Annotated in this window: 23 protein-coding genes and 2 pseudogenes; 15 read left to right on the top strand and 10 right to left on the bottom strand. The window is 68.1% G+C overall.

All coding sequences use genetic code 11. The features are described from left to right. Positions 1 to 102 precede the first annotated feature (102 nt). Positions 103 to 870, top strand: a complete 768-nt coding sequence (locus ACIHA7_RS25900; RefSeq protein ID WP_397293528.1) for an SDR family NAD(P)-dependent oxidoreductase — start codon at positions 103 to 105, stop codon at positions 868 to 870. Between the two features lie 61 nt (positions 871 to 931). Here ACIHA7_RS25900 and ACIHA7_RS25895 read toward each other — a convergent pair whose 3' ends face one another. The 3 genes from ACIHA7_RS25895 to ACIHA7_RS25885 all read right to left on the bottom strand — a co-directional run bounded on the left by ACIHA7_RS25895 (position 932) and on the right by ACIHA7_RS25885 (position 5,717). Further along, on the bottom strand, positions 932 to 1,750 hold the full coding sequence (locus tag ACIHA7_RS25895; protein WP_397293527.1) for a class I SAM-dependent methyltransferase: 819 nt from the start codon (positions 1,748 to 1,750) through the stop codon (positions 932 to 934). A gap of 227 nt (positions 1,751 to 1,977) precedes the next feature. Beyond that, positions 1,978 to 3,984 carry a molecular chaperone HtpG gene (gene htpG, locus ACIHA7_RS25890; RefSeq protein WP_397293526.1) on the bottom strand — a complete coding sequence of 669 codons (2,007 nt, stop codon included), beginning with the start codon at positions 3,982 to 3,984 and terminating at the stop codon, positions 1,978 to 1,980. After that, positions 3,981 to 5,717, bottom strand: a complete 1,737-nt coding sequence (locus tag ACIHA7_RS25885; protein WP_397293525.1) for a TM0106 family RecB-like putative nuclease — start codon at positions 5,715 to 5,717, stop codon at positions 3,981 to 3,983. The genes htpG and ACIHA7_RS25885 overlap by 4 nt, the downstream gene beginning before the upstream one ends. 153 nt (positions 5,718 to 5,870) lie before the next feature. Here ACIHA7_RS25885 and ACIHA7_RS25880 point away from each other — a divergent pair, with 153 nt between their 5' ends. The 9 genes from ACIHA7_RS25880 (at position 5,871) to rraA (ending at position 11,345) form a co-directional block, all read left to right on the top strand. Then, positions 5,871 to 6,515, top strand: a complete 645-nt coding sequence (locus ACIHA7_RS25880; RefSeq protein ID WP_397293524.1) for a DUF6474 family protein — start codon at positions 5,871 to 5,873, stop codon at positions 6,513 to 6,515. A 12-nt stretch (positions 6,516 to 6,527) separates the two neighbouring features. Beyond that, complete coding sequence (locus ACIHA7_RS25875) at positions 6,528 to 7,046, top strand: hypothetical protein (RefSeq protein WP_397293523.1); 519 nt, start codon at positions 6,528 to 6,530, stop codon at positions 7,044 to 7,046. Between the two features lie 38 nt (positions 7,047 to 7,084). Further along, a complete protein-coding gene (locus tag ACIHA7_RS25870) occupies positions 7,085 to 7,744 on the top strand; it encodes a YcnI family protein (protein WP_397293522.1) in 660 nt (219 codons plus the stop codon). Continuing rightward, complete coding sequence (locus tag ACIHA7_RS25865; RefSeq protein ID WP_397293521.1) at positions 7,741 to 8,283, top strand: copper resistance protein CopC; 543 nt, start codon at positions 7,741 to 7,743, stop codon at positions 8,281 to 8,283. The genes ACIHA7_RS25870 and ACIHA7_RS25865 overlap by 4 nt, the downstream gene beginning before the upstream one ends. Further along, positions 8,280 to 9,239 (top strand): CopD family protein, encoded by a 960-nt coding sequence (locus tag ACIHA7_RS25860; protein WP_397293520.1) that lies wholly within the window; start codon positions 8,280 to 8,282, stop codon positions 9,237 to 9,239. Before ACIHA7_RS25865 ends, ACIHA7_RS25860 begins: the two co-directional genes overlap by 4 nt. Positions 9,240 to 9,372: 133 nt before the next feature. Further along, positions 9,373 to 9,852 (top strand): SRPBCC family protein, encoded by a 480-nt coding sequence (locus ACIHA7_RS25855; protein WP_397293519.1) that lies wholly within the window; start codon positions 9,373 to 9,375, stop codon positions 9,850 to 9,852. Positions 9,853 to 9,877: 25 nt separating this feature from the next. Beyond that, on the top strand, positions 9,878 to 10,252 hold the full coding sequence (locus tag ACIHA7_RS25850) for a DUF5313 family protein (RefSeq protein WP_397293518.1): 375 nt from the start codon (positions 9,878 to 9,880) through the stop codon (positions 10,250 to 10,252). A 50-nt stretch (positions 10,253 to 10,302) separates the two neighbouring features. After that, a complete protein-coding gene (locus tag ACIHA7_RS25845; RefSeq protein ID WP_397293517.1) occupies positions 10,303 to 10,668 on the top strand; it encodes a DUF5313 family protein in 366 nt (121 codons plus the stop codon). Positions 10,669 to 10,856: 188 nt separating this feature from the next. Further along, complete coding sequence (gene rraA / locus ACIHA7_RS25840; protein WP_397293516.1) at positions 10,857 to 11,345, top strand: ribonuclease E activity regulator RraA; 489 nt, start codon at positions 10,857 to 10,859, stop codon at positions 11,343 to 11,345. A gap of 9 nt (positions 11,346 to 11,354) precedes the next feature. Here the strand turns inward: rraA and ACIHA7_RS25835 are convergent, their stop codons facing one another. Next, the gene (locus tag ACIHA7_RS25835; RefSeq protein ID WP_107659886.1) at positions 11,355 to 11,573 is read right to left on the bottom strand and encodes an RNA-binding S4 domain-containing protein; all 219 of its coding nucleotides are present in this window, start codon (positions 11,571 to 11,573) and stop codon (positions 11,355 to 11,357) included. 144 nt (positions 11,574 to 11,717) lie between these two features. On the opposite strand from ACIHA7_RS25835, the gene lysX reads away from it, so the two are divergent. Together lysX and ACIHA7_RS25825 are read left to right on the top strand one after the other, a co-directional pair. Beyond that, positions 11,718 to 15,038 (top strand): bifunctional lysylphosphatidylglycerol synthetase/lysine--tRNA ligase LysX, encoded by a 3,321-nt coding sequence (gene lysX, locus ACIHA7_RS25830; RefSeq protein WP_397293515.1) that lies wholly within the window; start codon positions 11,718 to 11,720, stop codon positions 15,036 to 15,038. Between the two features lie 135 nt (positions 15,039 to 15,173). After that, positions 15,174 to 15,458, top strand: a complete 285-nt coding sequence (locus ACIHA7_RS25825; protein ID WP_397293514.1) for a hypothetical protein — start codon at positions 15,174 to 15,176, stop codon at positions 15,456 to 15,458. A 60-nt stretch (positions 15,459 to 15,518) separates the two neighbouring features. Here the strand turns inward: ACIHA7_RS25825 and ACIHA7_RS25820 are convergent, their stop codons facing one another. From ACIHA7_RS25820 to ACIHA7_RS25810, 3 genes and pseudogenes are all read right to left on the bottom strand, one after another. Next, positions 15,519 to 16,058, bottom strand: a complete 540-nt coding sequence (locus ACIHA7_RS25820; protein ID WP_397293513.1) for a hypothetical protein — start codon at positions 16,056 to 16,058, stop codon at positions 15,519 to 15,521. A gap of 91 nt (positions 16,059 to 16,149) precedes the next feature. Next, positions 16,150 to 16,197: pseudogene (locus ACIHA7_RS25815) on the bottom strand (hypothetical protein); the annotation flags it as partial. Between the two features lie 71 nt (positions 16,198 to 16,268). Further along, positions 16,269 to 16,598 (bottom strand): annotated as a pseudogene (locus ACIHA7_RS25810) (MFS transporter); the annotation flags it as partial. Positions 16,599 to 16,689: 91 nt separating this feature from the next. Here ACIHA7_RS25810 and ACIHA7_RS25805 point away from each other — a divergent pair. From ACIHA7_RS25805 to ACIHA7_RS25795, 3 genes are all read left to right on the top strand, one after another. Then, a complete protein-coding gene (locus tag ACIHA7_RS25805) occupies positions 16,690 to 17,007 on the top strand; it encodes an alkyl sulfatase C-terminal domain-containing protein (protein ID WP_397293512.1) in 318 nt (105 codons plus the stop codon). A 58-nt stretch (positions 17,008 to 17,065) separates the two neighbouring features. Next, the gene (locus ACIHA7_RS25800; RefSeq protein ID WP_397293511.1) at positions 17,066 to 17,677 is read left to right on the top strand and encodes a histidine phosphatase family protein; all 612 of its coding nucleotides are present in this window, start codon (positions 17,066 to 17,068) and stop codon (positions 17,675 to 17,677) included. A gap of 117 nt (positions 17,678 to 17,794) precedes the next feature. Further along, complete coding sequence (locus ACIHA7_RS25795) at positions 17,795 to 18,127, top strand: hypothetical protein (RefSeq protein ID WP_397293510.1); 333 nt, start codon at positions 17,795 to 17,797, stop codon at positions 18,125 to 18,127. A gap of 78 nt (positions 18,128 to 18,205) precedes the next feature. Here ACIHA7_RS25795 and ACIHA7_RS25790 read toward each other — a convergent pair whose 3' ends face one another. The 3 genes from ACIHA7_RS25790 to gltB all read right to left on the bottom strand — a co-directional run bounded on the left by ACIHA7_RS25790 (position 18,206) and on the right by gltB (position 25,894). Then, positions 18,206 to 19,105, bottom strand: coding sequence for a cutinase family protein (locus ACIHA7_RS25790; RefSeq protein WP_397293509.1), 900 nt, complete (start codon positions 19,103 to 19,105; stop codon positions 18,206 to 18,208). Positions 19,106 to 19,715: 610 nt separating this feature from the next. Further along, complete coding sequence (locus tag ACIHA7_RS25785) at positions 19,716 to 21,185, bottom strand: glutamate synthase subunit beta (protein WP_397293508.1); 1,470 nt, start codon at positions 21,183 to 21,185, stop codon at positions 19,716 to 19,718. A 59-nt stretch (positions 21,186 to 21,244) separates the two neighbouring features. Further along, positions 21,245 to 25,894, bottom strand: a complete 4,650-nt coding sequence (gene gltB / locus ACIHA7_RS25780) for a glutamate synthase large subunit (protein WP_397293507.1) — start codon at positions 25,892 to 25,894, stop codon at positions 21,245 to 21,247. Positions 25,895 to 26,726 lie beyond the last annotated feature (832 nt).

Genomic DNA, 26,726 nt, shown 5'->3' with positions numbered 1-26,726 from the left:
TCTCTCGAAAATGAGAGGGATGCCTCATGAAGGTCGGTGGTGGCAACCGTTAGGGTGCAATTGACGAAGGGCCAACTGGCTGTCACGAACGAGAGGACCATCGTGGAGATTTCGGGTTCCGCCGCCATTGTCACCGGAGGCGCATCCGGCCTCGGCGCCGCCACCGCCAAGCGTTTCGCCGAGCTGGGGGCCACTGTCTTCGGACTGGATGTGCCGCAGTCGATCGAGCGGGCCGGGGACAATGTGCCCGCCGGGGTCACCCTCATTCCGGCCGATGTGACCAGCAACGACGAGGTCAGCGCCGCGGTCGCGCAGGTCGTCGACTCGGGTGCGCCGCTGCGCATCGTGGTCAACTGCGCCGGTGTCGGCTGGGCCGGGCGCATCCTGTCCAAGAACGGCCCGCACGACCTGGAGCTGTTCCGCACCGTCATCACCGTGAACCTGCTCGGCACCTTCAATGTGATGCGCCTGGCCGCCGACGCCATCGCCAAGACCGACACCGTGGACGAGTACGGCCAGCGCGGCGTCATCATCAACACCGCCTCGGTCGCCGCGTTCGAGGGCCAGATCGGCCAGATCGCGTACTCGGCCTCCAAGGGTGGCGTGCACGGCATGACCGTGCCCGCCGCGCGCGACCTGGCCCAGTTCGGCATCCGGGTGAACACCATCGCCCCCGGCATCATCGACACCCCGATGCTGGCCGGCGTCACCGAGGAGTACCGCAAGGGCCTCGAGGCGGGCGTGCCCTTCCCGTCCCGCCTGGGCCGCCCGGACGAGTACGCGCAGCTGTCGCAGTACATCGTCGAGCACGACTACCTCAACGGCGAGACCATCCGCATGGACGGCGCGCTGCGCATGGCCCCGCGCTAACGAACACCCCCGCGAAAACCGCCGTCGACCAACCCGGTCGGCGGCGGTTTTTCGTGCCGGCTCAAGCCACCGGCTTGTGCCCGATGCCGAGGAACGCGGTGGTGGACAACGGCCGCTGCGGGCGATAGTGCTCGGCGAGGTAGGCCTTCATCAGCGCGACGCGTTCGGCCCACGCCTGTTCGCCGACGCTGCGGCGCATCATGGCCAGCGGCGCGCTGCTGCGTACCAGGGTTTCCCACATCTCGTCCGCGCTCGCAAAGGCGAGCGCGGTCGAGTGTCGTTGGATGGAGATGGCTTCGAAGCCGGCGCGGCGCATCTCGGTCTGGAAGACCTCGGGATTTTCCAGGCTGAGGTAGTTGGGCTGCGGCTCCTGCACGCTGGGGTCGGCGGCGTGCAGCGCGCCGAACATGGTCCGCATGAGCGGTGACTCGACCACCGGCGCCCAGCTGGACACCACGGCCGTGCCGCCGGGGCGCAGCACCCGGAACAGTTCGGCGAAACCTTTGGTCCGCTCCGGAAAGAACATCAGCCCGAACATCGAGAAGCCGGCGTCGAAGGTGTCGCTGTCGAACGGCAGAGCCTGCCCATCCCCCACCCGCGCTTCGATATTGGTCAGCCCGGCGGCCCGCGCGGCGGCGGTGAGCCGCTCGATCATCGGGGCGGAGAAGTCGATGGCCTGCACCCGCGCCACCTGCGGCGCGGCCAGCAGGCTCAGCAGGCCCGTCCCCGCCGCGACATCGATGACCTGGGAAGACGGTGTCAGCGAAGCGAATTCGAGCGCGCGATCGGAGAAGGGTTGCATGAGCGCGGGCGCGAATTCGGCGTATCCCTCGGCGACGAGATCCCACGGCTCGGCGACGGCAAGCGGGTTTCCGGACATAAGCTGACGATCCTTTCGATCGCCCAAATTTAACCGCGTCCACCCATGACCGAGCACCAACTCAGGCGAATATCGCTGTGCGCGAAGCTATTCGGATCGCGTGCCAGAAGGTAGCGAAGCCTGTCATTTCACACTGGACGCAGGATAGTGAGTGCCCAAGCAGCCGACGCACCGGCGAACGCACTTCGGCGGGGACCACCGTGCGGTGGCCCCTGCCGAAGATCGGATCAGAGCGTGCGCGTGAGGCGATCGGTGAGGATGTGCGCGAACCGCGCCGGATCCTTCAGCTCGCCGCCCTCGGCCAAGACCGCTGTGCCGTAGAGCAACTCGGCGGTCTCGGTGAGCTCGGGCACCTTGCCCGCGTCGGCGTCGTCCTTGCGGGTGTCGTAGGCGTCGCGCAGACCGGTGACCAGCGGGTGGGTCGGGTTGAGCTCGAGGATCCGCTTGGTCTCCGGCACCAGCTGACCGGACGCGCGATACATCCGCTCCAGCATCGGGGTGAAGTCGAAGACGTCACCGACGAGGCAGGCGGGTGAGGTGGTGAGCCGGTTGGTGAGGCGCACCTCCTTGACGCTCTCGTCCAGGGTCTTGCCGAGCCAGGTCAGCACCTCGGCGAAGTCCTTGTCCTGCTGTTCGCGCAGCGCCTCGGAGGCCTTCTTCTCCTCCTCGGACTCCAGGTCGACCTCGCCCTTGGCGATCGAGGTGAAGGCCTTGCCGTCGAACTCGGGCACCGAGCCGACCCACATCTCGTCCACCGGGTCGGTGAGGATCAGCACCTCGCGGCCCTTCGCCTTGAAAGCCTCCATGTGCGGGGAGCTTTCGACCTGCTGGCGCGACTCGCCGGTCATGTAGTAGATGGCGTCCTGCCCCTCGGGCATGCGCTCCACGTACTGGGCCAGCGTGGTCAGCTCGGTCTCGGAGTTCGTCGAGGCGAACGAGCTGACCTGCAGGATGGTCTCGCGGTTGTCGAAATCGCCGAGCAGACCCTCCTTGAGGACGCGCCCGAACTCCTTCCAGAAGGTCTGGTACTTGGTCTGGTCCTCGGCGCCCTGCAGGTCCTTGACCGTGGACAGCACCTTCTTGACCAGCCGCTTGCGGATCATCTGGATCTGGCGGTCCTGCTGCAGGATCTCGCGGGACACATTGAGCGAGAGGTCCTGTGCGTCGACCACACCCTTGACGAAGCGCAGGTACTCCGGCATCAGCTCTTCGCAGTTGTCCATGATGAACACCCGCTTGACGTAGAGCTGCACGCCGCGCTTGTGCTCGCGGGTGAACAGGTCGAACGGCGCCTGCGACGGCAGGAACAGCAGGGCCTGGTATTCAAAGGTGCCCTCCGCCTTGAGCGGGATGATCTCGAGCGGATCGTCCCAGGCGTGGCTGACGTGCTTGTAGAACTCCTTGTACTCCTCGTCGCTGACCTCGCTCTTCGGGCGGGTCCACAGCGCCTTCATGGAGTTGAGGGTCTGGTCCTCGACGACGGTCTTCTCGGACTTCTCGACGCCGTCGGGTCGCTCCGCAGGCTCCGCTCCTTCGCCCCCCTCAGCCTCTATGGTGACGGTCCGCTCGACCCGCATGCGGATCGGCCAGGCGATGAAGTCGGAGTACTTCTTGACGATCTCCCGGAGCTTCCACTCCTGGGTGTAGTCGAAGAGGTGGTCCTCTTCGTCGGCGGGCTTGAGGTGCAGCGAGACCGCGGTGCCCTGGGGCGCGGTGTCGAGGGTTTCGATGGTGTAGGTGGAACTGCCGGCGGCCGACTCCCAGCGGGTGCCCTCGGTCTCGCCGGCCCGTCGGGTGGTCAGGGTGACCTTGTCGGCGACCATGAAGGTCGAGTAGAAGCCGATGCCGAATTGGCCGATCAGCTCCGCGGTGTCGACATTGGCCGCCGCGCTCTTGGCCTCGTTCAGCTTCTTGCGCAGCTCGGCGGTGCCGGACTTGGCGAGGGTGCCGATCAGGTCGACCACCTCGGCGCGGGACATACCGATGCCGTTGTCCCGAACGGTCAGGATCCGGTTGTCCTTGTCGACTTCCAGCTCGATGTGGAGGTCGGACGTGTCGACATGCAGATCCTTGTCCCGGAAGGACTCCAGCCGCAGCTTGTCCAGCGCGTCGGAGGAGTTCGAGATCAGCTCCCGCAGGAAAGTGTCCTTGTTGGAGTAGACCGAATGGATCATCAGCTCGAGCAGCTGATGCGTCTCTGCCTGGAACTCGAGTTGTTCGACGTGCTCTGTCACGACGCGATAGTACGACGCCCGAAATCTTCGAGGCCAGGAACCTCGAGGTCTGCCCGATTCGACATCCACTCGCGCAGCACCTGGGTGGCGCGGACGTCGTCCTCGTTATACTCCAGCAACCGGGTGCGCTGCGACAGGTCGGGGTCGCCCTCGTAGCCGACGGCCAGCCGATACCAGCTCATCGACGCCTCGCCGCCCGCCTCGGCGTCGCGCCAGGCGAAACCGGCGACCGGCGCGATCTTCTTCAGGCCCTTGCCGTTCGGGCAGATGAACTGATCGGAGACGGCCTGGAACATGTCCACCCACTCGGGTCCGTCGACGAACGCGCGCACCTGATCGACCGTCGGCACGCCGGGCCGCCCGGCGAAGCGGCGCGCCGACTCGTAGAGCCACTTGTCCTCGGCGGTGCGCGAGTAGCAGTAGGCGGCAAAGGTTTTGCCGCGCGCGGCGGCCTCGGCGCGGATGGTCATCAGCCAGGTCCAGAACTCGCCGAACGAGCGGCCCTCGTCCTCGGTGGGCAGCGGATCCCAGGTGACGAACGGGCGATACACGCCGTCGAGCAGCGTGCCCCACAGGTACGCGCCGTACTCCTGGAAGCTCTCCAGGTCGACGTCGACCTCCACGTCGGCCCGCTGCACCCGGATCGGCGCCACCCGGCGGACCAGCGGCGCGCCCGCGATCCAGGCGCGCGCGGTGACCACCGCCTCGTCGAACGGGCCGTGCTGCCAGTCGTCAGGATCGTCGCCCGCCCACTCGGCCAGCTCGTCGATGGTCTGCACGCCGTGCCTGCGCAGCACGTCGGCCCGCGAACCGGGCGCGACCAGGCTGACGTCGCGATGCTCGATGAGCCAGCCCTCACAGCTGGGTCCTTCGATGCTGCGCGTCCACCACGGGCACTGCCTGCACTCGGGCACCTTCGACGGAATGGTCGGCAGTTCGCCGCGGACCACTGCGACGCGGTCGGCGTAGCGCTGGTCGTAGTCGGCGAGCACCGGTCCGAGGTCGTGCACCAGGATGCAGTCGAAGTGGTAGCCGATCACGCCGCCGACCAGCGCCGGGCTGGCCATGCCGTGGCGCTGCAGCATTCGGTACAGGTGCGCGAGGCGCTGCTGGTCGCGCGGCTGCTGGCGCAGCTTGCGGTGCCGGTCCGGTTTCGGGTTCCAGTGGAACGGGCTCGAGGTGGTCGGGTGGAAATCGGCGGGTTCGGGGTTTCGTGGGTCGGTCACCTTGTGGTTCACCACGATCACCGGGATGTACCCGCCGCGGTCGAGGTCGCGCAGCAGGATCTCCGAGCCGCCGCGCCTGCCCGTCTCCGGCTCCTGCGGCAGCAACCCACCCCAGATGTGTTGCACGCCAGCCGCACACGCCCGCATGGTGGCCTCGGCTCGCTCGGCCGCGCGCAGCGTGGGGTCGATCACCACCCAGCCTGCCGGGTCCGCGGCGATCAAGGCGTCGCGTACCCGCAGCCGATGTGCGGTGGCGGCCTCCCTGCGCTGCCGCACCCCAGGGTCCTCGGTGACACCGAGCAGCGCCCCGGGATGCGCCGCGTCCAGGTGCAGTCGATGCCGACAACCGATGAGCGCCCTGGCATCGATGAAGGGGGTCGGCGCATCCGCGACGCCGGCCGGCCGTTCGACGGCCGTGCCGTTGTGCTTGCGACCCGCTCGGTCACCGATGCCCGATTCCACGCTATGCAGTATGGTCCCTACCCCCGACAAACCCACGAACCCCATGGGCAACGGCACTGTTCCCGGCTCGTCGCCCTGCCACGCTCGCTGGTGTCGCGATGCACCCGTTAGGGTAGGACGCAAACCGTGTGACATGGGCGGACGGGCTTTCCCCGGCGTCGTACTGCCATGGCAAACCAGCATGACGGAGGGCCTTCGATGGGGTTGTTCACGAAGCGCAAGCGGCGCCCGAGCCGCAGGGCCGAGGCGAAAGCTCTCAAGCACAAGGCCGGTTTGGAAGCCAAGCTGGTCGCCAAGAACGACCGCAAAGCCCGTCGCGCGGAGGCCCGTACCCAGCGCAAGGTCGCCAAGGCGCAGATCTCGGCCCTGCAGGCGGAGGAGAAGGCCGCGCTCAAGCTGGCCGCCAAGGCCGAGCGTGAGCTGTTCAGCGCCGGTCAGGTGAAGAAGTACCTCGGCGTCGCCCGGGTGCTCATTCCCGTGCTCGCGCCGCTGGCCTACCGGGGCGCGACGTTCCTGCGCGCGCAGCTCGACACCCGCAAGGCTCAACAGCTCGGCATCGGCGTCGAGCAGCTCGCCGACTTCAGCGGCCACGGCGCCAAGCTGCGGGCCAGGATCGTGAATACCGAAGCGGCCCTTGGCAAGGTCGGCGCGCAGGGCGGCAAGGACAAGGCCGAGACGCAGAAGTTCGTCGCCGCCACCCAGACCCGCCTGGACAGCCTGGCCGCCGCGGTGCAGACCGCCGAGCAGATGCCCGCGCCGCGGCGGCGCGCCGTGCACGCCTCGATCGCGGACGAACTGTCCGGCGTCGAGGCGGACGTGCTCGCCCGGCTCGGCGTGCGCTGAGCTTCGCCCGCGATGCCGCCAGCACCTGATACCGGCCACCTGCGCGGTGGCCTGGTCGGTGTGCTGGTCGGCGCGCTCGCCGTCGCCGCGCACGGGGTCGCCGGCGGCGGTTTTCCCGGCTCGACGGAGCTGACGCTGGTGCTGCTGGTCGCCGCGCTGGCCGGTAGCGCCGCGAATGTGGCTGCGCGCGGACGTGGTTCGGTACTCGCCCTGTTGGCCCTCGGGCAGGTGGCGAGTCATCTCGCGCTGTCCGGCCTGCTCGGCCACGAACACGGCGGTGCCGCAACGGATCCGCTGCCCACCGGCGGGATGCTCGCCGCGCACGCCGTCGCCACGATCGGCTGCGCCGCGGTCATCTCGGTCGTCGAACGGCTCTACGCGCTGGTCTCCGGCGCGGTCCGCGCGGTGCTCGCCACACCGCGACTCCCCCGCGTTACCGGATCGCCGCACTGGTCCGATCCCGGTCTCGCGCACTATCACTGCCCGCCGAAGGGTGCGATCGGCCCGCGCGCGCCGCCGGTGCTCGCCTGACCCGCAGCACCATTACCCTTCGGACAGAAAGTCTCTCCATGCACCGTTCGATTTCGCGCGCCACCGGCACGGCGGCAGCCGCCGCCACCCTCGCCGTGCTGGCCTGCGGCACCGCCTCCGCCCACGTCAGCGTGGACGCGCCGGGCGCACAGCAGGGCAAGTATTCGGTCGCCACCTTCCGGGTGCCCACCGAATCCGACACCGCGAGTACCACCGCGCTCACCGTCACCCTGCCCAACCTGAAAAGCGCGCGGCCCGAACCCATTCCGGGCTGGTCGGTCAAGGTCGACAAGAACGAGAAGAAAGAGATCACCGCGGTCACCTGGACCGCGGACCCGGGTGCTCCCGGTGTCGGCCCCGGCCAGTTCCAGCGGTTCGCGGTCTCGGTCGGCCCGCTGCCCGCGCAGGAGACGGTCAGCTTCCCGGCCAAGCAGACCTACAGCGACGGCAAGATCGTCAACTGGGATCAGCCAGCGGGCAAAGACGGTGCGGAGCCCGAACATCCGGCGCCGTCGCTCACCCTGGCCAAGGGCAAGGCCGACGCGGCCGACGACCACAAGGTCGACAGCGACGCCGCGCACGCCGCCGTCGACGACACCGACAACACCGCCCGCTGGCTCGGCGGTATCGGCCTGGCGCTCGGGCTGCTCGGCGTCGCGCTCGGCCTCGGCAACGTGATCCGGGCGCGGCAGTCGTGACCCGGCGTCTGCTCACCGCACTCGTCGCGGGGGTGTTCCTGCTCGGATTCGGTCTCGCCGCAACGGGAACCGCCGCCGCGCACTCGGCCCCGACGGCCAGCGTGCCGGAGAACGGCGCGACCATCGAGGCGGGCCCGGCGCGCGCGAGCGTCACCTTCAACGAAGCCCTGCAGCCGAGCTTCCCGGCGCTCACCGTGGTCGGGCCGGACGGCAAGCTGTGGTCGAAGGGGTCGCCGACGGTCGACGGCAATACGGTCAGCGTCGAAGTGGGCGAGCTGGGGCCGGTCGGCGAATACACGATCGCCTACCGGGTGACCTCCGCCGACGGCCATCCGGTCAGTGGCACCCGGCATTTCACGCTGAGCAAGGCGGGCAACGGGGTGCCCGGTGCGAAGCCGAACGCCGACAGCGGTGGCTCCGACGATGACGGCTCCGGCGGAATTCCGTTGTGGGTCTTCATCGTCGGCGCCGTCGTACTCTTCGGCGGCGGACTGGCGTTCGCGCTGTTCGGCGGCAGGGGCCGGAAACCGAACCAGTGACCGGTAGGACAATCGGCGGCCGGGGCGGTGCGCGGCGGGGTACCGCTCGCGCACCGTGGCCGGTGCTGCTGATCGTCCCCGCGGGCTTGCTCGGTGTGCTGATCGCTTGGGTGCTGGCCAGGTCCGCCGGTTTCGCGGCCGAGGCCGTCGTCCGGGTACTCGCCGACGGCCTCGGCGCGACGGTGCTCGGGTTGGCCGCGCTGCCCCGGCTGCACCCGCGGCTGGAGCCGCCGTGGCGGTTGCTCGCGGTGCTGGCCGGGTGCTGGTGCGGCACCGAGTTCGCGCTCATCGTGTTCGAGGCGGCCCAGGTGGTCGGGGTGCCGGTCGGCGAGTTGGCGGCCGCGCAGTTCGGCGACTATCTGGTGCAGATCAGCGGCGGGCAGGTCGGCATCGCCATCCTGGTCGGGGTCGGCGCGGTCGCGGGTTACTCGGCGATGGCGTTCCGGCGGACCGAGATCGCCTCCGCCGACCTGGTTCTGGTGTTCGCGGCGGTCGCGCTGGCGCTGCGGCCGATCACCGGGCACATGTCGCAGCAGGCGTTCGGGTCGGTGCTCGCCGCGGTGCACGCGCTGGCGGCGGCGGCCTGGTTCGGGCTGCTCGTGGCGCTCGCGCTGGTGGTGCGCACCCGCGGCGAGTGGGCCGCGGTGTTGCCGAGGTATTCGGCGGTGGCGTTGCCGTTGGTCGCGGCGGTGGCGGCGACCGGGCTGCTCAACGGACTGGTGCGGGTCGGCGGGATCACGCCGTTCGTCAGCAGCGGTTACGGTCGCATTCTGCTCGCGAAAACCCTGGTGCTGATCGGTCTGCTTGCACTGGGCTGGTGGTGGCGACGCAGCTGGGTGCGCCGGGCCGCCGATCACCGGATGACGGCGGAAGCGTCGCTGCGCCGGGCGCTCATCGAGGTGGTCGTGATGGCACTGGCCTTCGGCCTGGCCGCGATGCTCGCGGTCACCGCCTGACGTATGCGCCGTCGTGCACGGCCCCCTCGGTCATTTGCTGATTTCCCCACGCCGAGCGAAGGCTGTGCGGCATCCGAGCCGGGGCACCTCCGGCGACCAGGCGACCTGGATCGCCACCGGTTACTGTTTTCGCATGACCGAAGTGAAGATCGTCGAGGACTGTGCGGCATCGGCGGAGTCCGCGTTCGCCTACGTGAACGACTACCGCAATCTGCCGAAGTTCCTGTACGGGATCCAATCCTTCACCCCGGTCGGCGCGCAGACGGTCGGTGTCGGCGCCGCGTTCGACGGGCACATCAAGCTCGGGCCTGCCTCGCTGAAGTCCCGCGTCGAGGTGGTGCGCTGGGCGGAGAACGCCCTGATCGCGGTGAAGTCGATCAAGGGCTTCGAGGTCGAGTCGACCTTCCTGTTCCACCCGAAGGGCGACGCGCTCTGCACCGTCGACGCGATCGTCGACTTCCGGGTGGGTGGCGGCCTGGCCGGCCGCGCGCTCGGCAAGACCATCGAGCCGTTCGTGAAGATCGCGGTGCAGCACACCACGCACAACCTGATCACCCAGATCCAGGCGTTCCACGCCGATCGCGCCGCGGAATCCGATGAGTCCGTTCATTGATCCGCCGGTACGGGATGCTTAGTCGATGAGTGCCACGCCGTCGTTCGTCCAGCGCATCGGTTACATCGCGGGCCGCACCCTGCCCGCCTCGATGACCGACTGGGTGCGCGCGGACCTGGTCGGACCCGGCGCGACGCGGCGGTATCTGCTGCGCATTCTCGTGCCGTTGATTCCGGTGCTCATGCTGTTTCTGCTGCTGCCCGGTCCGCTGTGGATGGGCCTGGCGATGATGGCGCTGCTGTATCTGCCGCTGATCTACTTCACGGTGGCGTTGATGTATGTGTACCGGCGGCACCGGCTGATCAAGCACGGCCTCGATCCCGCGCTGGCCGACGCGGATGCCCGGCGCAAAACCGAGCCGGAACGTCTCGCGTACGAGCGGCGGCACGGCCGAGGTTGAGGGGCTCAGCAACCTAGCGGTGACCCTTACCACAGGCATAGCCTCTAGGTATGAAAACCCCCACAATTCGGCAGCGGATCGCCTACGATCTGGGCCGCGAGCTCCCCGAGGAGCTGCACGAGTGGGTCATCCACGACCTCGTCGGACACGGGGCCATGGAGCGCTATCTCGTCCGATTTCTCGGGCCTGTGCTGCCGTTCTTCGCCCTGGTACTGCTGTTCCCGGGTCCGATGCCGCTGAAGATCGGCTTGATCGTGATGATGATCGTCCCGATGGTCATCTTCACCGTGGCGCTCAGCTACGTCTGGCGCCGCTACCGTTTGGGCCAGCACGGGCTGAACCCCGAACTGGTCAACCGCGCCAAGTTCTCCGAACACGATCGGGAGAGGTACGAACTGCGCTACGGGCACCGTTAGCGCCCTCCAGACGGGACGCGCACACCCGAAGCAACCACCACGCGCGAGTTTTGCGAGCGCCGTTCGCGGCCCGTCTCGCGTCCGAGTGGCCGAAGCGCATGCGACGAAGTCGCTAGTCTCGGCCGCTCGGACGCGAGACTGAGGGGGCCGTGAACACGCCGGGCCGCAGGCACGGCAAAATAAACACAGTGACCGAATCGCAGAATGTTGTCGCCACTGCCGACCTGGCCGACGAGATCGGCCCCGAGATCCGCAGCTGCGACACGCAGTTCATCCAGTTCGGTGGCCGCGCGGCATTCTCCGGCCGCATCTCCACCATCCGCTGCTTCCAGGACAACCTGCTGGTGAAGCAGACGCTCGGCGAGCCGGGCCACGGCAAGGTGCTGGTCGTCGACGGAGCCGCGAGCGTGCACACCGCGCTGGTCGGCGACATCATCGCCGGTCGCGGCGTGGACAACGGCTGGGCCGGGGTGATCATCAACGGCGCGGTGCGCGACTCGGCCATCCTGCGCACGCTCGACATCGGCATCAAGGCACTGGGCACCAACCCGCGCAAGAGCACGCAGACCGGTTCCGGCGACCGTGACGTCCCGGTCGAGTTCGGCGGCGTCACCTTCGTGCCGGGCGACATGCTCTACAGCGACCACGACGGCGTCGTGGTGCGTGCCGAGGACTGAAAGGTCCGCTCAGACCGACACTCTCGCCTGATGACCGGCCAGGGTGACGACGTCACCGATCTGCAACTGCCTGCCGCGGCGCAGCTCCACCTCGTCGTTCACCCGCACCAGACCGGACGCGATCACCGTCTTGGCCTCGGAGCCGGATTCGATCAGGTTGGCCAGTTTCAGGAACTGACCGAGCCGAATGACGTCGTCATCGATCGGTACATCGACTGGTTCTGACATGAGGTACATCCTTACCTTGCCTGCGTAATCGGCAAACGCCAGCCCCCTGCGCGCGTTGCTGACACGCGTGTGCGACGCGCCGAGAACCGACATGCCCGGGTGGTCTTCGAGCACCGAAACGGCGGCACCGTACACACTGGTTCAGTGACCACCACGCAAGCCCGGCAACACCTGATCGAACCGCCCGCGGATAGACCGACCCCACCCGTCCCGCATCGGGGACATGGCCGACTGGCCGAGGTACCGCATATCGCGGGCCTGGTGCTCGGGGTTTTCGCGGTGGCGTGTTTCCTCTGGAGCCTCTCGCCCGGCCTGCGCTTCCTGACCCAGGTACCGCGCCGCTACATCGACAACTACTACTTCGACGCCCCCGACACCAACCTGATGTGGGCGCTGATCATCGGCCTGCTCGCGGGCGCGCTGGCCAGCCGTAAACGGATCGCCTGGTGGTTGCTGCTCGGTTATCTCGCCCTGTACGCGCTGGCCGACGGCCTGGATTTCGCGGACACCGGCAACATCGACGCGCTGGTGGCGATGATCCTGCACCTCGGCGTGATCGGCGTGCTGATCGCCGCGTGGCGGGAGTTCTACACGAAGGTGCGCCGCGGGGCGGGCTGGAAGGCGCTCGGCGTGCTCCTCGGCGGCCTGACGGTCGGCTGCCTGCTCGGCTGGGGGCTGGTCGAGTTGTTCCCCGGTTCGCTGCCGAGCGGCGCGCAGCGACCCGGCTGGGCGATCTATCGGGTGACCGCAGCGGTGCTGGTGGACAACGAACACTTCGACGGGCACCCGCGCCCGTTCGTCAACTTCCTGCTCGGCCTGTTCGGCGCCGTCGCGCTGCTGGCCGCGGTGCTCATCCTGCTGCGTTCGCAGCGGGCGGCGAACGCGATGACCGGCACCGACGAGTCGGCCATCCGCGGCCTGCTGGAGCGTTCCGATCTGGAGGACTCGCTCGGCTACTTCGCGACCCGCCGCGACAAGGCGGTGGTGTTCGCGCCAAGCGGCAAGGCGGCGGTGACCTACCGCGTGGAACTCGGCGTCTGCCTCGCCAGCGGCGACCCGATCGGCATCCGCGAGGCCTGGCCGCAGGCCATCGATGCCTGGCTGCGGCTGGCCGACCAATTCGGCTGGGCCCCCGCGGTGATGGGCGCCAGCGAACTCGGCGCGACCTCGTACCGGCGGGCCGGGCTCTCCGCGATCCGGCTCGGCGACGAGGCCATCCTGGACACCAGAACGTTCTCCCTCGCCGGCCCGGAGATGAAGCCGGTCCGCCAGGCCGCGAACCGCCTGCGCAAGCACGGCATCACCGTGCGGATCCGGCGGCATCGCGACATCCCGGCCGAGGAGTTCCGGCAGGTGATCGCCCGCGCGGACGCCTGGCGCGACACCGAGACCGAGCGCGGCTTCTCGATGGCGCTCGGCAGGCTCGGCGATCCGCTGGACGGGGACTGCCTGCTCGTCGAGGCGGTCAACGGGCAGGACCGGGTGCTCGGCATGCTGTCGCTGGTGCCGTGGGGGCGCACCGGTGTCTCGCTGGAGTTGATGCGCCGGGATCCACACGGCCCGAACGGCGTGATGGAGCTGATGATTTCGCAGCTCGCGCTGAACTCCGAACAGCAGGGCATCACCAAGGTCTCGCTGAACTTCGCGGTGTTCCGCTCGGTGTTCGAGGAGGGCGGCCGGATCGGCGCCGGGCCGGTGCTGCGGCTGTGGCGCGGTGTGCTGCTGTTCTTTTCGCGCTGGTGGCAGCTGGAGGCGCTGTACCGCTCCAATGTGAAGTACCAGCCGCATTGGGTCCCAAGGTTTTTCCTGTTCGAAGAGCGCAGGCAGCTGCCGAGGGTCGCGGTGGCCAGTGCGCTCGCCGAGGGTTTCCTGCCGCGCTTCGGCAAGGAGCCGGATACGGTCGCGCACACCGGCATACACAGCGCGGTGCCCGCGACCATGACCGGACTGCATGCCGACGGCAGCCCGCCGGACATCGCGCACGTCGAGGGCGGCGAGCAGCTGCCGCGCCGCCCCGAGCAGGTGCGGGTGCGGATGGACAAGCTGGACCGGCTCACCGCGTCCGGTGTCGAGGCATATCCGGTCGCCTATCCGCCGACGCACACCGTCGCCAAGGCCAGGCAGTCGCCGCGCGGCACCACGGTGCGGGTCTGCGGCAGGCTGCTGCGCATCCGCGACTACGGCGGCGTGATCTTCGCCGTGGTGCGCGACTGGACCGACGACATCCAGCTGGTGATCGACCGCGACCGCGTCGGCGCCGAGCGCAGCGCCGAGTTCACCGAGTTCTTCGACCTGGGCGACCTGATCGAGGTCAGCGGCCAGATCGGCCGCAGCCGCCGCGGCGAACTCTCACTGCTGGCGGCGGACTGGCGGATGCTCGGCAAGTGCCTGCATCCGTTGCCGGACAAGTGGAAAGGCCTGTCCGACCCCGAGGCGAAGGTGCGGCAGCGCTACGTCGACATGGCGATCAACGCCGAGACCAGGGAGGTGCTCGCCAAGCGCAGCGCGGTGGTCCGTTCGCTGCGCGACTCGTTGCACGCCTGGGGTTACCTGGAGGTGGAGACGCCGATCCTGCAGCAGGTGCACGGCGGCGCCAACGCCACCCCGTTCCGCACCCACATCAACGCCTACGACCTGGATCTGTACCTGCGGATCGCCCCCGAGCTGTACCTGAAGCGACTCTGCGTCGGCGGCATGGAGAAGGTCTTCGAGATCGGCCGGACCTTCCGCAACGAGGGCGTCGACTTCAGCCACAACCCCGAGTTCACCATTCTCGAGGCCTACGAGGCGCACAGCGACTACGAGCGGATGATGCACGCCTGCCGCCAGCTGATCCAGGACGCCGCGCTCGCCGCGAACGGCGCGATGGTCGCGATGCGGCCGCAGGGCGACGGCTCCTATGAGCCGGTGGACATCTCCGGTGAGTGGGCGGTGAAGACGGTGCACGGCGCGGTCTCCGAGGCCATCGGCACCGAGATCACCCCGGACACCGAGCTGGACCAGCTGCGCGAGCTGTGCGACAAGGCCGAGGTGCCTTACCAGCACGGCTGGGACGCGGGCCAGGTGGTGCTGGAGATGTATGAGCACCTGGTCGAATCCCGTACCGAGGAACCGACTTTCTACATCAACTTCCCCACCTCGGTGTCCCCGCTGACCCGCGCGCACCGCTCGATTCCCGGTGTCACCGAGCGCTGGGACCTGGTCGCCTGGGGTGTCGAACTCGGTACCGCCTACAGCGAACTCACCGACCCGGTCGAGCAGCGCCGCAGGCTCACCGAGCAGTCGATGCTCGCGGCCAACGGCGATCCGGAGGCGATGGAGCTCGACGAGGACTTCCTGCAGGCCCTCGAGCACGCGATGCCGCCGACCGGCGGGCTCGGCATGGGCGTGGACCGGGTGGTCATGCTGATCACCGGGCGCAGCATCCGCGAGACGCTGCCGTTCCCGTTGGTGAAACCGCGCTGAGCCGAGACAAGGTTCGCTACGCTGGGTTATTCGGTCCGGGCGGCCGAATACTCGGGTTGACCGGCCGGTGGTTCGGGCGTGCGGTGAGTGGTATTCGGCCCGGGAGGAGACCGATACACGAGATGGGGTTGCCGAATGTACCTTGACCTGCTGACCAATATGAGCCTGGTGGACACGAGCGTGTGGGCGAGCCCGGACGTGTGGAACTCGGCGCTGGACCTCGCGGCCAAGAAGAAACGCCGAAGCAGCGGTGGACTGATCGTCGGCGCGCTGTGCTGCCTGTTGGTCGTCGCGGCGATCATCGCAGGCGTCTACCTGCTGCGCCGGCGCAAGAAGGGACCCAACCAGCAGCCGCCGAACCAGCCGCCCTACGGCGAGCAGCCCCCGTACGGGCAGCAGCAACCGCCTTACACTCCTTGACCGACCGAATGGCCCGGCTCGCACAGCGAACCGGGCCATTCGTTTGTCGCGCCCCTTCGGTCAAAGGACGGTGCGCTCGGACGCTACCTCCGCCTCCAGCAACAGCTCGTCGTCCAGGTCCACGCCGGGTGCGGTGGCGGGCACCGACTTCAGCACGAACACCGCGGCCAGCAGCGCGGCCACGACCAACGCGGCACCGATCCAGAACGCGAGCTGGAACCCACTGGTCAGCGCCTCGGGCACCGGAGTGCCGGCCTCCAACAGGTCGGTCGTCTTGCTCGCCGACAGGGTGGCGAGCACGGCGAGCCCGAGCGCGCCACCGACCTGCATCGTGGTGTTGGCCAGTCCGGAGGCCAGCCCCGCCTCCTCCGGTGCGACGCCGGACATCGCCAGGTTCATCAGCGCCGGAAAGGCAAGGCCCGCACCGGTTCCGAACAGCACCATCGGGCCGAAGATGTGCGGCAGGTAGCCGCCGTCGACCAGCGACGCCGCCCCGAGGCCGAGCGTGACCGGATCGGTCCAGCCGTACTCGGCGGCCGGCTTGACGATGGTGTAGACGCCGAGCATCAGCGCCGCCGTGATCAGTACGGCGCCGGGCACATCCGCGCCGTCCTTCAGGCCCGCGCCCTGAATCCTTGTCCAGGATCTTCACCGCGGCGAGCCCGACCAGGATGCCGATCGGCAGGTTGACCAGGAAGATCAGCCGCCAGTCCAGCGCGGTGAGCAGGCCGCCGAGCAGCAGGCCGATCGCGCCACCGGCCGATGCGACGAACGCGTAGCGACCGATCGCCTTCGCTGCTCCCTCGGGTCAGGGAACATCGCGAAGATCATGCCCAGGATCACCGCGGAGGTCATCGCGCCGCCGATGCCCTGCGGGAAGCGGGCCGCGATCAGGGTGACCTCGTTGACGGCGAGCCCGCACAGCACCGAGGCCACGGTGAAGACCACCAGGCCGGACAGGAACATGGTGCGGCGACCGATCAGGTCACCGAGCCGGCCCGCCAGCATCAGCAGGCCACCGAACGAGATCAGGTATCCGTTCACCACCCAGGCCAGCCCGGCCGAGGTGAACCCGAGGTCCTGCTGGATGTCGGCGAGCGCGACGTTCACGATCGTGGCGTCCAGCACGATCATCAGCATGCCGCCGCACAGCACATACAGCGCGAGCCATCGGCCGCGGTCCGCCACCTCACGCGTCCGTTCTCTTACCTCAACCACCCTCATCGTCTCGTTGCGCACCCATTTCCAGGCGGCTCGGGCTGCCGGCGTGCGGGCCGACTTCGACCTGCACCTCACCGGGCCCGATGCGAACACCGACGAATTCCACGCGGTGGTCGACGACGGCACGCTCACGATCACCCGCGGTGCGAGCGGCACCGCGGCGACCGCCATCCACACCAGCGTCGCCGCCTTCGTCGCGGTCGTCTACGACGGGCACGCGATGGCCGAGACGATCACCGCGGGCGTCACCAGGGTGACCGGCGACGCGACCGCCGCCGAGCAGTTCACCACCCTCTTCGAGCTGCCGAGGGAGTGCACCGGGCGTTGAGCCCGCGCCGTGTCGCGCCCGGATCGAGGCGCGGCCCGCGATACGGCAGAGTGGGCCTGTGCAGTTGATCCTCGTTCGCCATGCCCAGCCGGTCCGGATCATGAACTCCGCCGGTCCCGCCGATCCCGAGCTCGCGCCCGTCGGGCTCGAGCAGGCCGAGCGGGTGCCTGCCGCGTTGAGCCAGCACCGGATCACCCGGGTGGTGAGCAGCCCGCAGCGCCGGGCCCGCGAGACCGCGGCACCGACCGCCGCGAAGCTCGGCGCAGGCCTCGACATCATCGACGACCTCGCCGAATACGATCGCGATCTGCCCGCCTACATTCCGATCGAGGACGCCAAGGTCGAGTTCCGCGAGGTCTACGAACGGATCAAAGCGGGACACCTGCCGCACCAGATCGACGGCAAGGCGTTCAAGTCCCGGGTGCTCGACGCCGTCACCGAGATCGCCGCGGGCACCGACCCGGCGGGCACGGTGGTCGCCTTCACCCACGGTGGCGTGATCAACGTGCTGCTCCAGGAGATTCTCGGATTGGAACGGCCGCTGACCTTTCCGATCGACTACTGCTCGATCACCCGAATCCTGTTCTCCCGCACCGGGCGCCGGACCGCGGCGACCATCAATGAGAACGGGCACGTCTGGGATCTGTTGCCGCGCAATATCACAGCCTGAGCGCCACTCACAGACGATTGGCAGGGACGTCGCACCGGCGTCCCAGCGACGGAACCTTCTATGGGACGGGTGCGCTACCACCCTCAGTAGCGCACGGTTTCCAGAGAAAGGATTCCCGTGTTGCTCTCCAGTACATCGAGACGCCGCCTGACCCGAATTGCCGTGGCGGGAGCGTTGATCGCGTTACCGGCAGGCGCGCTGGCCGCGACCGCTTCGGCGGCGGCACCCGATCCGGCGGCTATTGCGCTGACCCCGGCCGACGGCACCGATATCAGTGCGCATCCGCACAGCGGCCTCGACCTGCCCGGTGGCCGCGGGCACGACGGCCCGCGGGTGGAATATCGCGAGGGTCCGCGCGGTGACGGGCCGCGCATCCACAAGGACGAGCCCGGTCCGCGGATCCTCTTCAAGGACGGTCGCCCGTCGACCGGTTCCGCGGGCAGCAGCTGATCGCTTGTCCGGCTAGTCCATACGACGAAGGCCCACCTCCTTACCGGAGGTGGGCCTTCGTTTCGGTGCGCGGTAGCTCTAGGCCATGCCCGCAATCCAGTTGTGCATCCAGGAGACGGCGGTCTGGCCGCCGCCGACCGGGTAGCTGCCGTACAGGGTGTGCGCTTGCGACTTGTAGAAGCGCTCCAGGTCCTTGGCCCGCTGCTCGTTCGCCGACTCGGTCAGCTGCGCCTGCAGTGTCGGCACGCCACCGTGTGCGAACAGATCGTTCATGATGTTTCCGGCTTCGATCTGGTAGCGCCACATGTTGGCCGGGTTCGCGTCCGAGGCCTGCGCCAAGAAGCCGGCGAAGCGGGTGACGAAGTCGTCGGTCGCGGTCGCGCAGTACAGATCGCTCACCGCGCAGATGGTGCGGGTGCGGTCGCTGATCCAGCCGAAGCCGCCGACCCGGGGGCCGCCGGCACCCGCGCCGGGCGCCGGGGCGCCGATCTGGATGTCGGTCGGGGCACGGCGCGGGTCGGAGATCAGGCCGACGCCCGCGATCCGCTCCGGCGCGACCACGCTGAGTCCGGTGCCGATCTCGGCCGCGAGATCACCGGCGGCGTCGGCGCCCTGGCTGTAGCCGACGAGCGCGATCTTCGTCGCGCCGCACGACTTCGCCATGTCGGAGATGAGGCCGCGCGCGGTGTCGACGGCTTCCTTCTTCGAGTTGCCGTAGACCTCGCCCTCCCACGGGAACGCGGTCGCGGCATAGGTCACGTAGTCGACCTCCGCCGAGCGGGGCAGATTGTTGGTGACCCCGGCCAGCATGCCGGGCTTCGGCGTCTTGTCTTTGCCGGTCTCCCAGGTACCCGGAATGGCCACCACGTACAGGCTCGGGCAGCCCGGCGCCGCGCTCGCGGCCCCGGCGCCGAACACCATGCCGGACAACACCGTCGCGGAAGCACCGAGAGCCGCGACAACCTTCTTCAACTGCATACCGCTCCAGTCCAAAACCATGCCTCTCGCGAGTTGCGTCCTCGACAAGTTGCGCCCCAATGCTGACCCCGACGGATGACGTTCCAGTGCACGCCGGGTTAACACAAGCCACCCACCGACGTGTCGGCTACGACCACAGCCCACATCCCAAGATCAGCAGCGCGACGGGATCACAATAGAGGTCCCGGCTCGTCGGCGCCATCCGAAACCCCGGCCTTGTTCGAATTTTCGTCGAATGCCCAAATCCCCAGCTGCCCAGCGCAACCCGTCACCAACCGGCACACGCCGGACCTCCGTTGCCGCGTCAGATCCAGGGCAATCACACAGCTACCGCAAGCCCAGCCGTAACCCGCGCAACCGACCTTCTGGCAAACCCCGCGACCCCGCGCGCGCCGCTCCACCGACCAAGACACCACCGGGGGCAAATCCGCGAAACACCCCCTACGTCCCGTTCGCCGCGAAAGTCCTTATGCGCTGGGATAGTTGAGCGTCGAACTGGATTGTCGTCAGCCCCCTTGTTATTCGGGGCAGCCGCAGCGGAAAACAAAGGCGCCTGTGGACATTGCTGTCCACAGGCGCCTTTTCCGCTCCGGTAAGAGAGGGGTTCAGATCATCGTTGCGCGACCATGGTGGGGGTGATGGGGGCGGGCAGGGCCGTCTCACCTTCCAGGAAGCGGTCCACCGCGGCGGCCGCGGCGCGGCCTTCGGCGATGGCCCAGACGATGAGGGATTGGCCGCGGCCCATGTCGCCCGCGACGAAGACGCCGGGGATGTTGGTCGCCCAGTTCTTGTCCCGCTGGACATTGCCGCGCTGGTCGTAGCCGACGCCGAGATCTTCGAGCAGGCCCGGCTTCTCGGGGCCGGTGAAGCCCATGGCGAGCAGGACGAGGTCGGCCTCGAGGGTGAAGTCGGTGCCCTCGACCTTCTCGAAGCGGCCGTTGACCATGGTGACCTCGTGCGCCTGCAGGCCGGTGACCTTGCCGTCTTCGCCGATGAAGCGCTCGGTGTTCACAGAGAACACCCGCTCGCCGCCCTCTTCGTGCGCCGAGGACACCCGGTACATGAGCGGGTAGGTCGGCCACGGGGTGGAGGCGGCGCGCTGCTCGGGCGGGCGCGGCATGATCTCGAACTGGTGAACGCTGGCCGCGCCCTGCCGGTGCGAGGTGCCGAGGCAGTCGGCGCCGGTGTCGCCGCCGCCGATGATGATGACCTTCTTGCCGCGCGCGTGAATCGGCGGCAGGCCGTCTTCGTCGGTGACGTCGTCGCCGAGCTGCACCTTGTTGGCCCACGGCAGGAACTCCATGGCCTGGTGGATGCCGTCGAGCTCACGACCGGGGATCGGCAGGTCACGCGCGAGGGTCGCGCCACCGGAGAGCACGACCGCGTCGTAGGTTTCGCGCAGCTGCTCGGCGGTGATGTCCACCCCGACGTTCACGCCGGTCTTGAAGATGGTGCCCTCGGCCTCCATCTGCGCGAGCCGCCGGTCGATGAAGCGCTTCTCCATCTTGAACTCCGGGATGCCGTAGCGCAGCAGCCCGCCGATGCGGTCGGCCCGCTCGAACACGGTCACGGTGTGGCCCGCGCGGGTGAGCTGCTGTGCGGCGGCGAGACCCGCCGGGCCGGAGCCGACGACGGCGACGCGCTTGCCGGTCAACCGGGTCGGGTAGACCGGGGCCACCCAGCCCTCGTCGAAGGCGTTCTCGATGAGATCGACCTCGACCTGCTTGATGGTCACCGGGTCCTGGTTGATCCCGAGGACACAGGACGCCTCACACGGCGCGGGGCACAACCGCCCGGTGAACTCCGGGAAGTTGTTGGTGGCGTGCAGCCGGTCGATGCCTTCGCGCCACTGCCCCTTGTAGACCAGGTCGTTCCACTCGGGGATCAGGTTGCCCAGCGGGCAGCCGTTGTGGCAGAACGGAATACCGCAGTCCATGCACCGGCTGGCCTGACGCTGCAGGGTCTCCTTCGGATACCCCTGTTCGTAGACCTCTTTCCAGTCCATCAACCGCAACTCGACCGGCCGACGGGTCGGTAGCTCGCGGTGCGTGTGCTTCAAAAATCCTTGTGCGTCAGCCACGTTCGGCCTCCGTAATCTTGCCTGTGGACATCGGACTCAGCTGTGGGGTGCGTCGCGTGTCAGCCACGGGCCGCCTCCATGATCGCCTCGTCGACGTCCTTGCCCGCCTTCTCCGCCTCGGAGATGGCCAGCAGTACCTTCTTGTATTCGCGCGGCATCAGCTTCACGAAGTGGTTCACCTGCTGCGACCAGTCACCCAGGATGCGTTCGGCGACAGCCGAACCCGTCTGATCGCGGTGCTGGGTGATGATGTCGCGCAGCCAGGTGAAGTCGTCACCGGAGAGCTGCTCGACGGCGTCGGCCTGCTCGGGGTTGAGCCTGGACTCGAAGGTGCCGTTCGGGTTGTAGACGAACGCGACGCCGCCGGACATACCGGCGCCGAAGTTGCGCCCGGTCTCCCCGAGGATGACCACCCGGCCACCGGTCATGTACTCCAGACCGTGGTCGCCGACACCCTCGACCACCGCGAGGGCACCCGAGTTACGGACGGCGAAGCGCTCGCCGACCACACCGCGGATGAACGCCTTGCCGTTGGTGGCGCCGAACAGGATCACGTTGCCCGCGATGATGTTCTCTTCCGCAACGAACTCGGCAGGCGCGTCCAGCGACGGGCGCACCACCAGGTGGCCGCCGGAGAGTCCCTTGCCGACATAGTCGTTCGCGTCACCCTGCACCCGCAGCGTGATGCCAGCGGGCACGAAGGCGCCGAAGCTGTTGCCCGCCGAGCCGGTGAAGGTGATGTCGATGGTGTCGTCGGGCAGGCCCGCGCCACCGTAGAGCTTGGTCACCTCGTGGCCGAGCATGGTGCCGACGGTGCGGTTCACGTTCGTGATCTTGGTTTCGAACTTCACCGCCTGGCCACGCTCGAGCGCGTCGCGGCTCTGCGTGATCAGCTGCTGATCCAGCGCCTTGTCCAGGCCGTGGTCCTGGGTCTTGGTGCAGCGCCGGTCCTGGTACATGAACGCGGTCTCGACATTGTCGAGGATCGGCGACAGGTCGAGCTTGCTGGCCTTCCAGTGCTGCTTGGCCTTGGCGGTGTCGAGCAGGTCGACCCGGCCGATGGCCTCGTCCAGCGTGCGGAAGCCCAACTGCGCCAGCAGTTCCCGGACCTCTTCGGCGATGAACAGCATGAAGTTCTCGACGAATTCCGGCTTGCCGGTGAAGCGTTCGCGCAGCACCGGGTTCTGCGTCGCGACACCGACGGGGCAGGTGTCGAGGTGGCAGACCCGCATCATGATGCAGCCCGACACCACCAAAGGCGCAGTGGCGAAACCGAACTCCTCGGCGCCGAGCAGCGCGGCGATCATCACGTCGCGGCCGGTCTTCATCTGACCGTCCACCTGCACGACGATCCGGTCGCGAAGTCCGTTGAGCAGCAACGTCTGCTGGGTCTCGGCCAGGCCGAGCTCCCACGGGCCGCCCGCGTGCTTGAGCGAGGTGAGCGGCGAGGCACCGGTGCCGCCGTCGTGGCCGGAGATCAGCACCACGTCCGCGTGCGCCTTGGACACACCGGCCGCGACGGTGCCGACGCCTGGCTCCGCAACAAGTTTCACGTGAATCCGCGCCTGCGGGTTCGCGTTCTTCAGATCGTGGATCAGCTGCGCCAGATCCTCGATCGAGTAGATGTCGTGGTGCGGCGGCGGCGAGATCAGGCCGACACCCGGCGTGGAGTGCCGCACCTCGGCGACCCACGGGTACACCTTGTGCGCCGGAAGTTGGCCGCCCTCACCGGGCTTCGCGCCCTGCGCCATCTTGATCTGGATATCGGTGCAGTTGGTCAGGTAGTGCGCGGTCACGCCGAAGCGGCCGGAGGCCACCTGCTTGATCGCGCTGCGCCGCCAGTCGCCGTTCTCCTCCGGCTCGAAACGGGCCGGCGACTCGCCGCCCTCGCCCGAGTTCGACCGGCCGCCGAGCCGGTTCATCGCGACGGCCAGGGTCTCGTGCGCCTCGGCGGAGATGGAGCCGTAGCTCATCGCGCCGGTGGAGAACCGCTTCACGATCTCCGACGCCGGCTCGACCTCATCGATCGAGATCGACGCGCGCTCCTTCTTGAACTTGAACAGCCCGCGCAGCGAGGCCAGCCGCTCGGTCTGGTCGTCGACCATCTTGGTGTACTCCTTGAAGATGGAGTACTGACCGGTGCGGGTCGCGTGCTGCAGCTTGAACACGGTGTCCGGGTTGAACAGGTGGTACTCACCCTCGCGCCGCCACTGGTACTCGCCGCCCACCTCGAGCTCGCGGTGCGCGCGCTCGTTGCGGTTCTCCAGGAACGCCAGCCGGTGCCGCTCGGCGACGTCGGCCGCGATGTCCTCGAGGCCGATGCCGTCCAGGTGCGAGCGCAGGCCGGTGAAGTACTCGTCGGCCAGGTCCTGGGACAGGCCGATCACCTGGAACAGCTGCGCGCCGGTGTAGGAGGCCAGCGTCGAGATGCCCATCTTGGACATCACCTTCAGCACGCCCTTGCTGGCGGCCTTGTTGTAGTTGGCGACCGCCTTGCGGAAGTCCTCGGCGTGATCGCCGGTGCTGCCCGGCATTTCGAGCGCGCCGCGCTCGAGCATGTCCTCGATGGTCTCGAAGGCCATGTACGGGTTGATCGCGGCCGCGCCGAAGCCGACCAGCATCGCCATGTGGTGCACCTCGCGGGCGTCACCGGCCTCGACGACGAGACCGACCATGGTGCGGGTGCGTTCGCGCACCAGGTGGTGGTGCACCGACGCGGTCAGCAGCAGCGACGGGATCGGCGCCAGCTTCTCGTTGGACTCGCGGTCCGACAGCACGACGATCCGGGCACCGCCGTCGATGGCGGCCGACACCTGGGTGTTGATCGCCTTGAGCGCCTTGCGCAGACCCTTGCCGCCCTTGGCCACCGGGTACAGGCCGCGCACGATCACCGAACGCAGCTCGGGCTGGGAGCCGTCGTCGTTGATGTGCACCAGCTTGGCCAGCTGGTCGTTGTCGATGATCGGCGATTCGATCGCGATCTGCTTGCACGACTCCGGGCCGGGGTGCATCAGGTCGGCCTCCGGGCCGATCGCCCGGCGCAGGCTGGTCACCACCTCTTCGCGGATCGCGTCCAGCGGCGGGTTGGTGACCTGCGCGAACAGCTGGGAGAAGTAGTCGAACAGCAGCCGGGGCCGCGACGACAGCACCGCGATCGGGGTGTCGGTGCCCATCGAGCCGAGCGCCTCGCCGCCGGTCTTGGCCATCGGCGAGATCAGCAGGTTCAGTTCTTCGTTGGTGTATCCGAAGATCTGCTGGCGGATCAGCACCCGGTCGTGCGACATGTGCACGTGCGGGCGGTCGGGCAGGTCCTCGAGCTTGGTCACACCCGCGTCCAGCCATTCCTGGTACGGGTGCTCGGCCGCAAGGTCGGTCTTCAGCTCGTCGTCGCCGACGATGCGGCCCAGCGAGGTGTCGACCAGGAACATGCGGCCGGGTTGTAGTCGGACCTTGCGGACCACCTTGGACGGGTCGATGTCGAGCACGCCGACCTCGGAGGCCATCACCACGAGGCCGTCGTCGGTGATCCAGATGCGGCTGGGGCGCAGGCCGTTACGGTCGAGCACGGCGCCGACCACGGTGCCGTCGGAGAAGCACACCGACGCCGGGCCGTCCCACGGCTCCATCAGCATCGAGTGGTACTCGTAGAACGCGCGGCGACGCTGATCCATGGTCTCGTTGCGTTCCCACGCCTCGGGGATCATCATCAGCACCGCGTGCGGCAAGCTGCGGCCGCCGAGGTGCAGCAGCTCCAGGACCTCGTCGAAGCGCGCGGTATCGCTCGCCCCCGGGGTACAGACCGGGAAGATCTTCTCCAGCCGGTTGTTGCCGGCCGAGTCGGTGCCGAAGATGTCCGAACGCAACAGCGCCTCGCGCGCCCGCATCCAGTTCTCGTTGCCGGTGACGGTGTTGATCTCGCCGTTGTGCGCGACCCGGCGGAACGGGTGCGCCAGCGGCCAGGACGGGAAGGTGTTGGTGGAGAAGCGCGAGTGCACGATGCCGAGGGCGGACTCCACCCGGCCGTCCTGCAGGTCCAGGTAGAACGCGCGCAGCTGCGGCGTGGTGAACATGCCCTTGTAGACGAAGGTCTGGCCGGACAGGCTGGGGAAGTACACCGACTCCTTGCCGACCGTGCCCTCGCCGGGGCCCGCCTTGCCGAGCTCGTGCTCGACCCGCTTGCGCACGACGTAGGCACGGCGCTCCAGGTCCATCCCGGACAGCTGCTCGGCCGCACCCCGCGGGGAGCCGATGAAGATCTGCCGGAACGTCGGCATGGCGTCGCGAGCCAGCGCACCGAGCGACGACTCGTCGATCGGCACCTCGCGCCAGCCGAAGACCTCGAGGCCCTCTTCCTTGACGATCTTCTCCACGCCGTAGGCGGCACGCGCGGCCTCGCGCCTGGCCTGCGGCAGGAAGGCGATACCGGTGGCGTAGGAGCCCTCCGGCGGCAACTCGAAGTCCACGATGGCGCGGAAGAATCGGTCCGGAACCTGGATCAGGATGCCCGCGCCGTCACCACTGTTGGGTTCGGCGCCCGCGGCACCACGGTGCTCCAGGTTCAACAGAGCCGTAATAGCCTTGTCGACGATGTCGCGGCTGCGGCGGCCGTGCATGTCGACGACGAACGCGACACCGCAGGCGTCGTGTTCGTTCGCCGGGTCGTAGAGCCCGACGGGTCCAGGTGACCTGTGGCCAGGAAGTTGCATCATGCCTCTGCCTTCAAGAAGGGCGTTCGACGAAATGAATTACGCAATTTCGCCTGAATGCCTCCGTACAAGACTGCGCCCGTACGTTCCGAAACCAGCCGCGCTGATGGTCTCAGTGTTCGATTAGTGGTGCTCTCGGGCTCTGCGTGGTTACGCAAGCTTCCGCCTCCGAGCCTGACGTTCGCACCACTGTGTGCAGTCACGTCTCCAGTTGTTCACCCGCTTCAGTGACGTAGTGGGTGCTCGTCGGTAACAGATCCCTAACGAGATCCTTACCTCCGTGCGGGTTCTCGCCAGCTACGCTGAGCACCGGTCCAGGAGCTGCCCGAGCGGGCGAGGGTGCCGATCATTCTGTGTTCGGCGTAAGAGCAAACGATAAGTCAGGTCCGGGGCCCAACCAACTAAGGTTGCACTAATAACCGGGTCTAGCTGGGCTTCTTCATTCGGTCCTCCACGTGTGCGCGTCGTCCAGTGTAAAGCAGCGGGTACCGCTGGATCGACCCTGCGGCACCCTCGGCCAGCCGCTCGACGCCGACGCGCGAGGGCGGCCCCAACCCTCGCAAAACGGTCAGAAGAACGCTCCTACCTGCATCGAAGATGATTTCCCTCGCTCAGCATCCGGCAAACCCCTCGGCGGCGGCTAACTCGGAAGCGGGCTGGATGAGATATTTCCGACAGGGTCCTGACGAGCCCGAGATGTGATCCGACCGTCCGGACTGTTTTGTTTTCTGTGGCCTTCAGCACATCTTCAGCTAACACGTGGGAGTGGTATTCGACACATTTTTGCGGCCGAAATCTATACGCCGTCAGGGGGTAATGGGTGTGGTTTATTGCG

The organism is Nocardia sp. NPDC052316 (assembly GCF_044547795.1).
Taxonomy (GTDB): Bacteria; Actinomycetota; Actinomycetes; order Mycobacteriales; family Mycobacteriaceae; genus Nocardia.
This window is presented reverse-complemented; position numbering and strand designations above follow the sequence as displayed.

Coding starts and splice junctions, on each gene's coding strand:
- ACIHA7_RS25855 (WP_397293519.1), top strand. CDS start 9,373: ATGACCGAAGTGAAGATCGTCGAGGACTGTGCGGCATCGGCGGAGTCC.
- ACIHA7_RS25835 (WP_107659886.1), bottom strand. CDS start 11,573: ATGTCAGAACCAGTCGATGTACCGATCGATGACGACGTCATTCGGCTC.
- ACIHA7_RS25825 (WP_397293514.1), top strand. CDS start 15,174: ATGTACCTTGACCTGCTGACCAATATGAGCCTGGTGGACACGAGCGTG.
- ACIHA7_RS25850 (WP_397293518.1), top strand. CDS start 9,878: ATGAGTGCCACGCCGTCGTTCGTCCAGCGCATCGGTTACATCGCGGGC.
- ACIHA7_RS25790 (WP_397293509.1), bottom strand. CDS start 19,105: ATGCAGTTGAAGAAGGTTGTCGCGGCTCTCGGTGCTTCCGCGACGGTG.
- ACIHA7_RS25895 (WP_397293527.1), bottom strand. CDS start 1,750: ATGTCCGGAAACCCGCTTGCCGTCGCCGAGCCGTGGGATCTCGTCGCC.
- ACIHA7_RS25870 (WP_397293522.1), top strand. CDS start 7,085: ATGCACCGTTCGATTTCGCGCGCCACCGGCACGGCGGCAGCCGCCGCC.
- ACIHA7_RS25875 (WP_397293523.1), top strand. CDS start 6,528: ATGCCGCCAGCACCTGATACCGGCCACCTGCGCGGTGGCCTGGTCGGT.
- ACIHA7_RS25880 (WP_397293524.1), top strand. CDS start 5,871: ATGGGGTTGTTCACGAAGCGCAAGCGGCGCCCGAGCCGCAGGGCCGAG.
- ACIHA7_RS25845 (WP_397293517.1), top strand. CDS start 10,303: ATGAAAACCCCCACAATTCGGCAGCGGATCGCCTACGATCTGGGCCGC.
- ACIHA7_RS25885 (WP_397293525.1), bottom strand. CDS start 5,717: ATGGGGTTCGTGGGTTTGTCGGGGGTAGGGACCATACTGCATAGCGTG.
- gltB (WP_397293507.1), bottom strand. CDS start 25,894: ATGATGCAACTTCCTGGCCACAGGTCACCTGGACCCGTCGGGCTCTAC.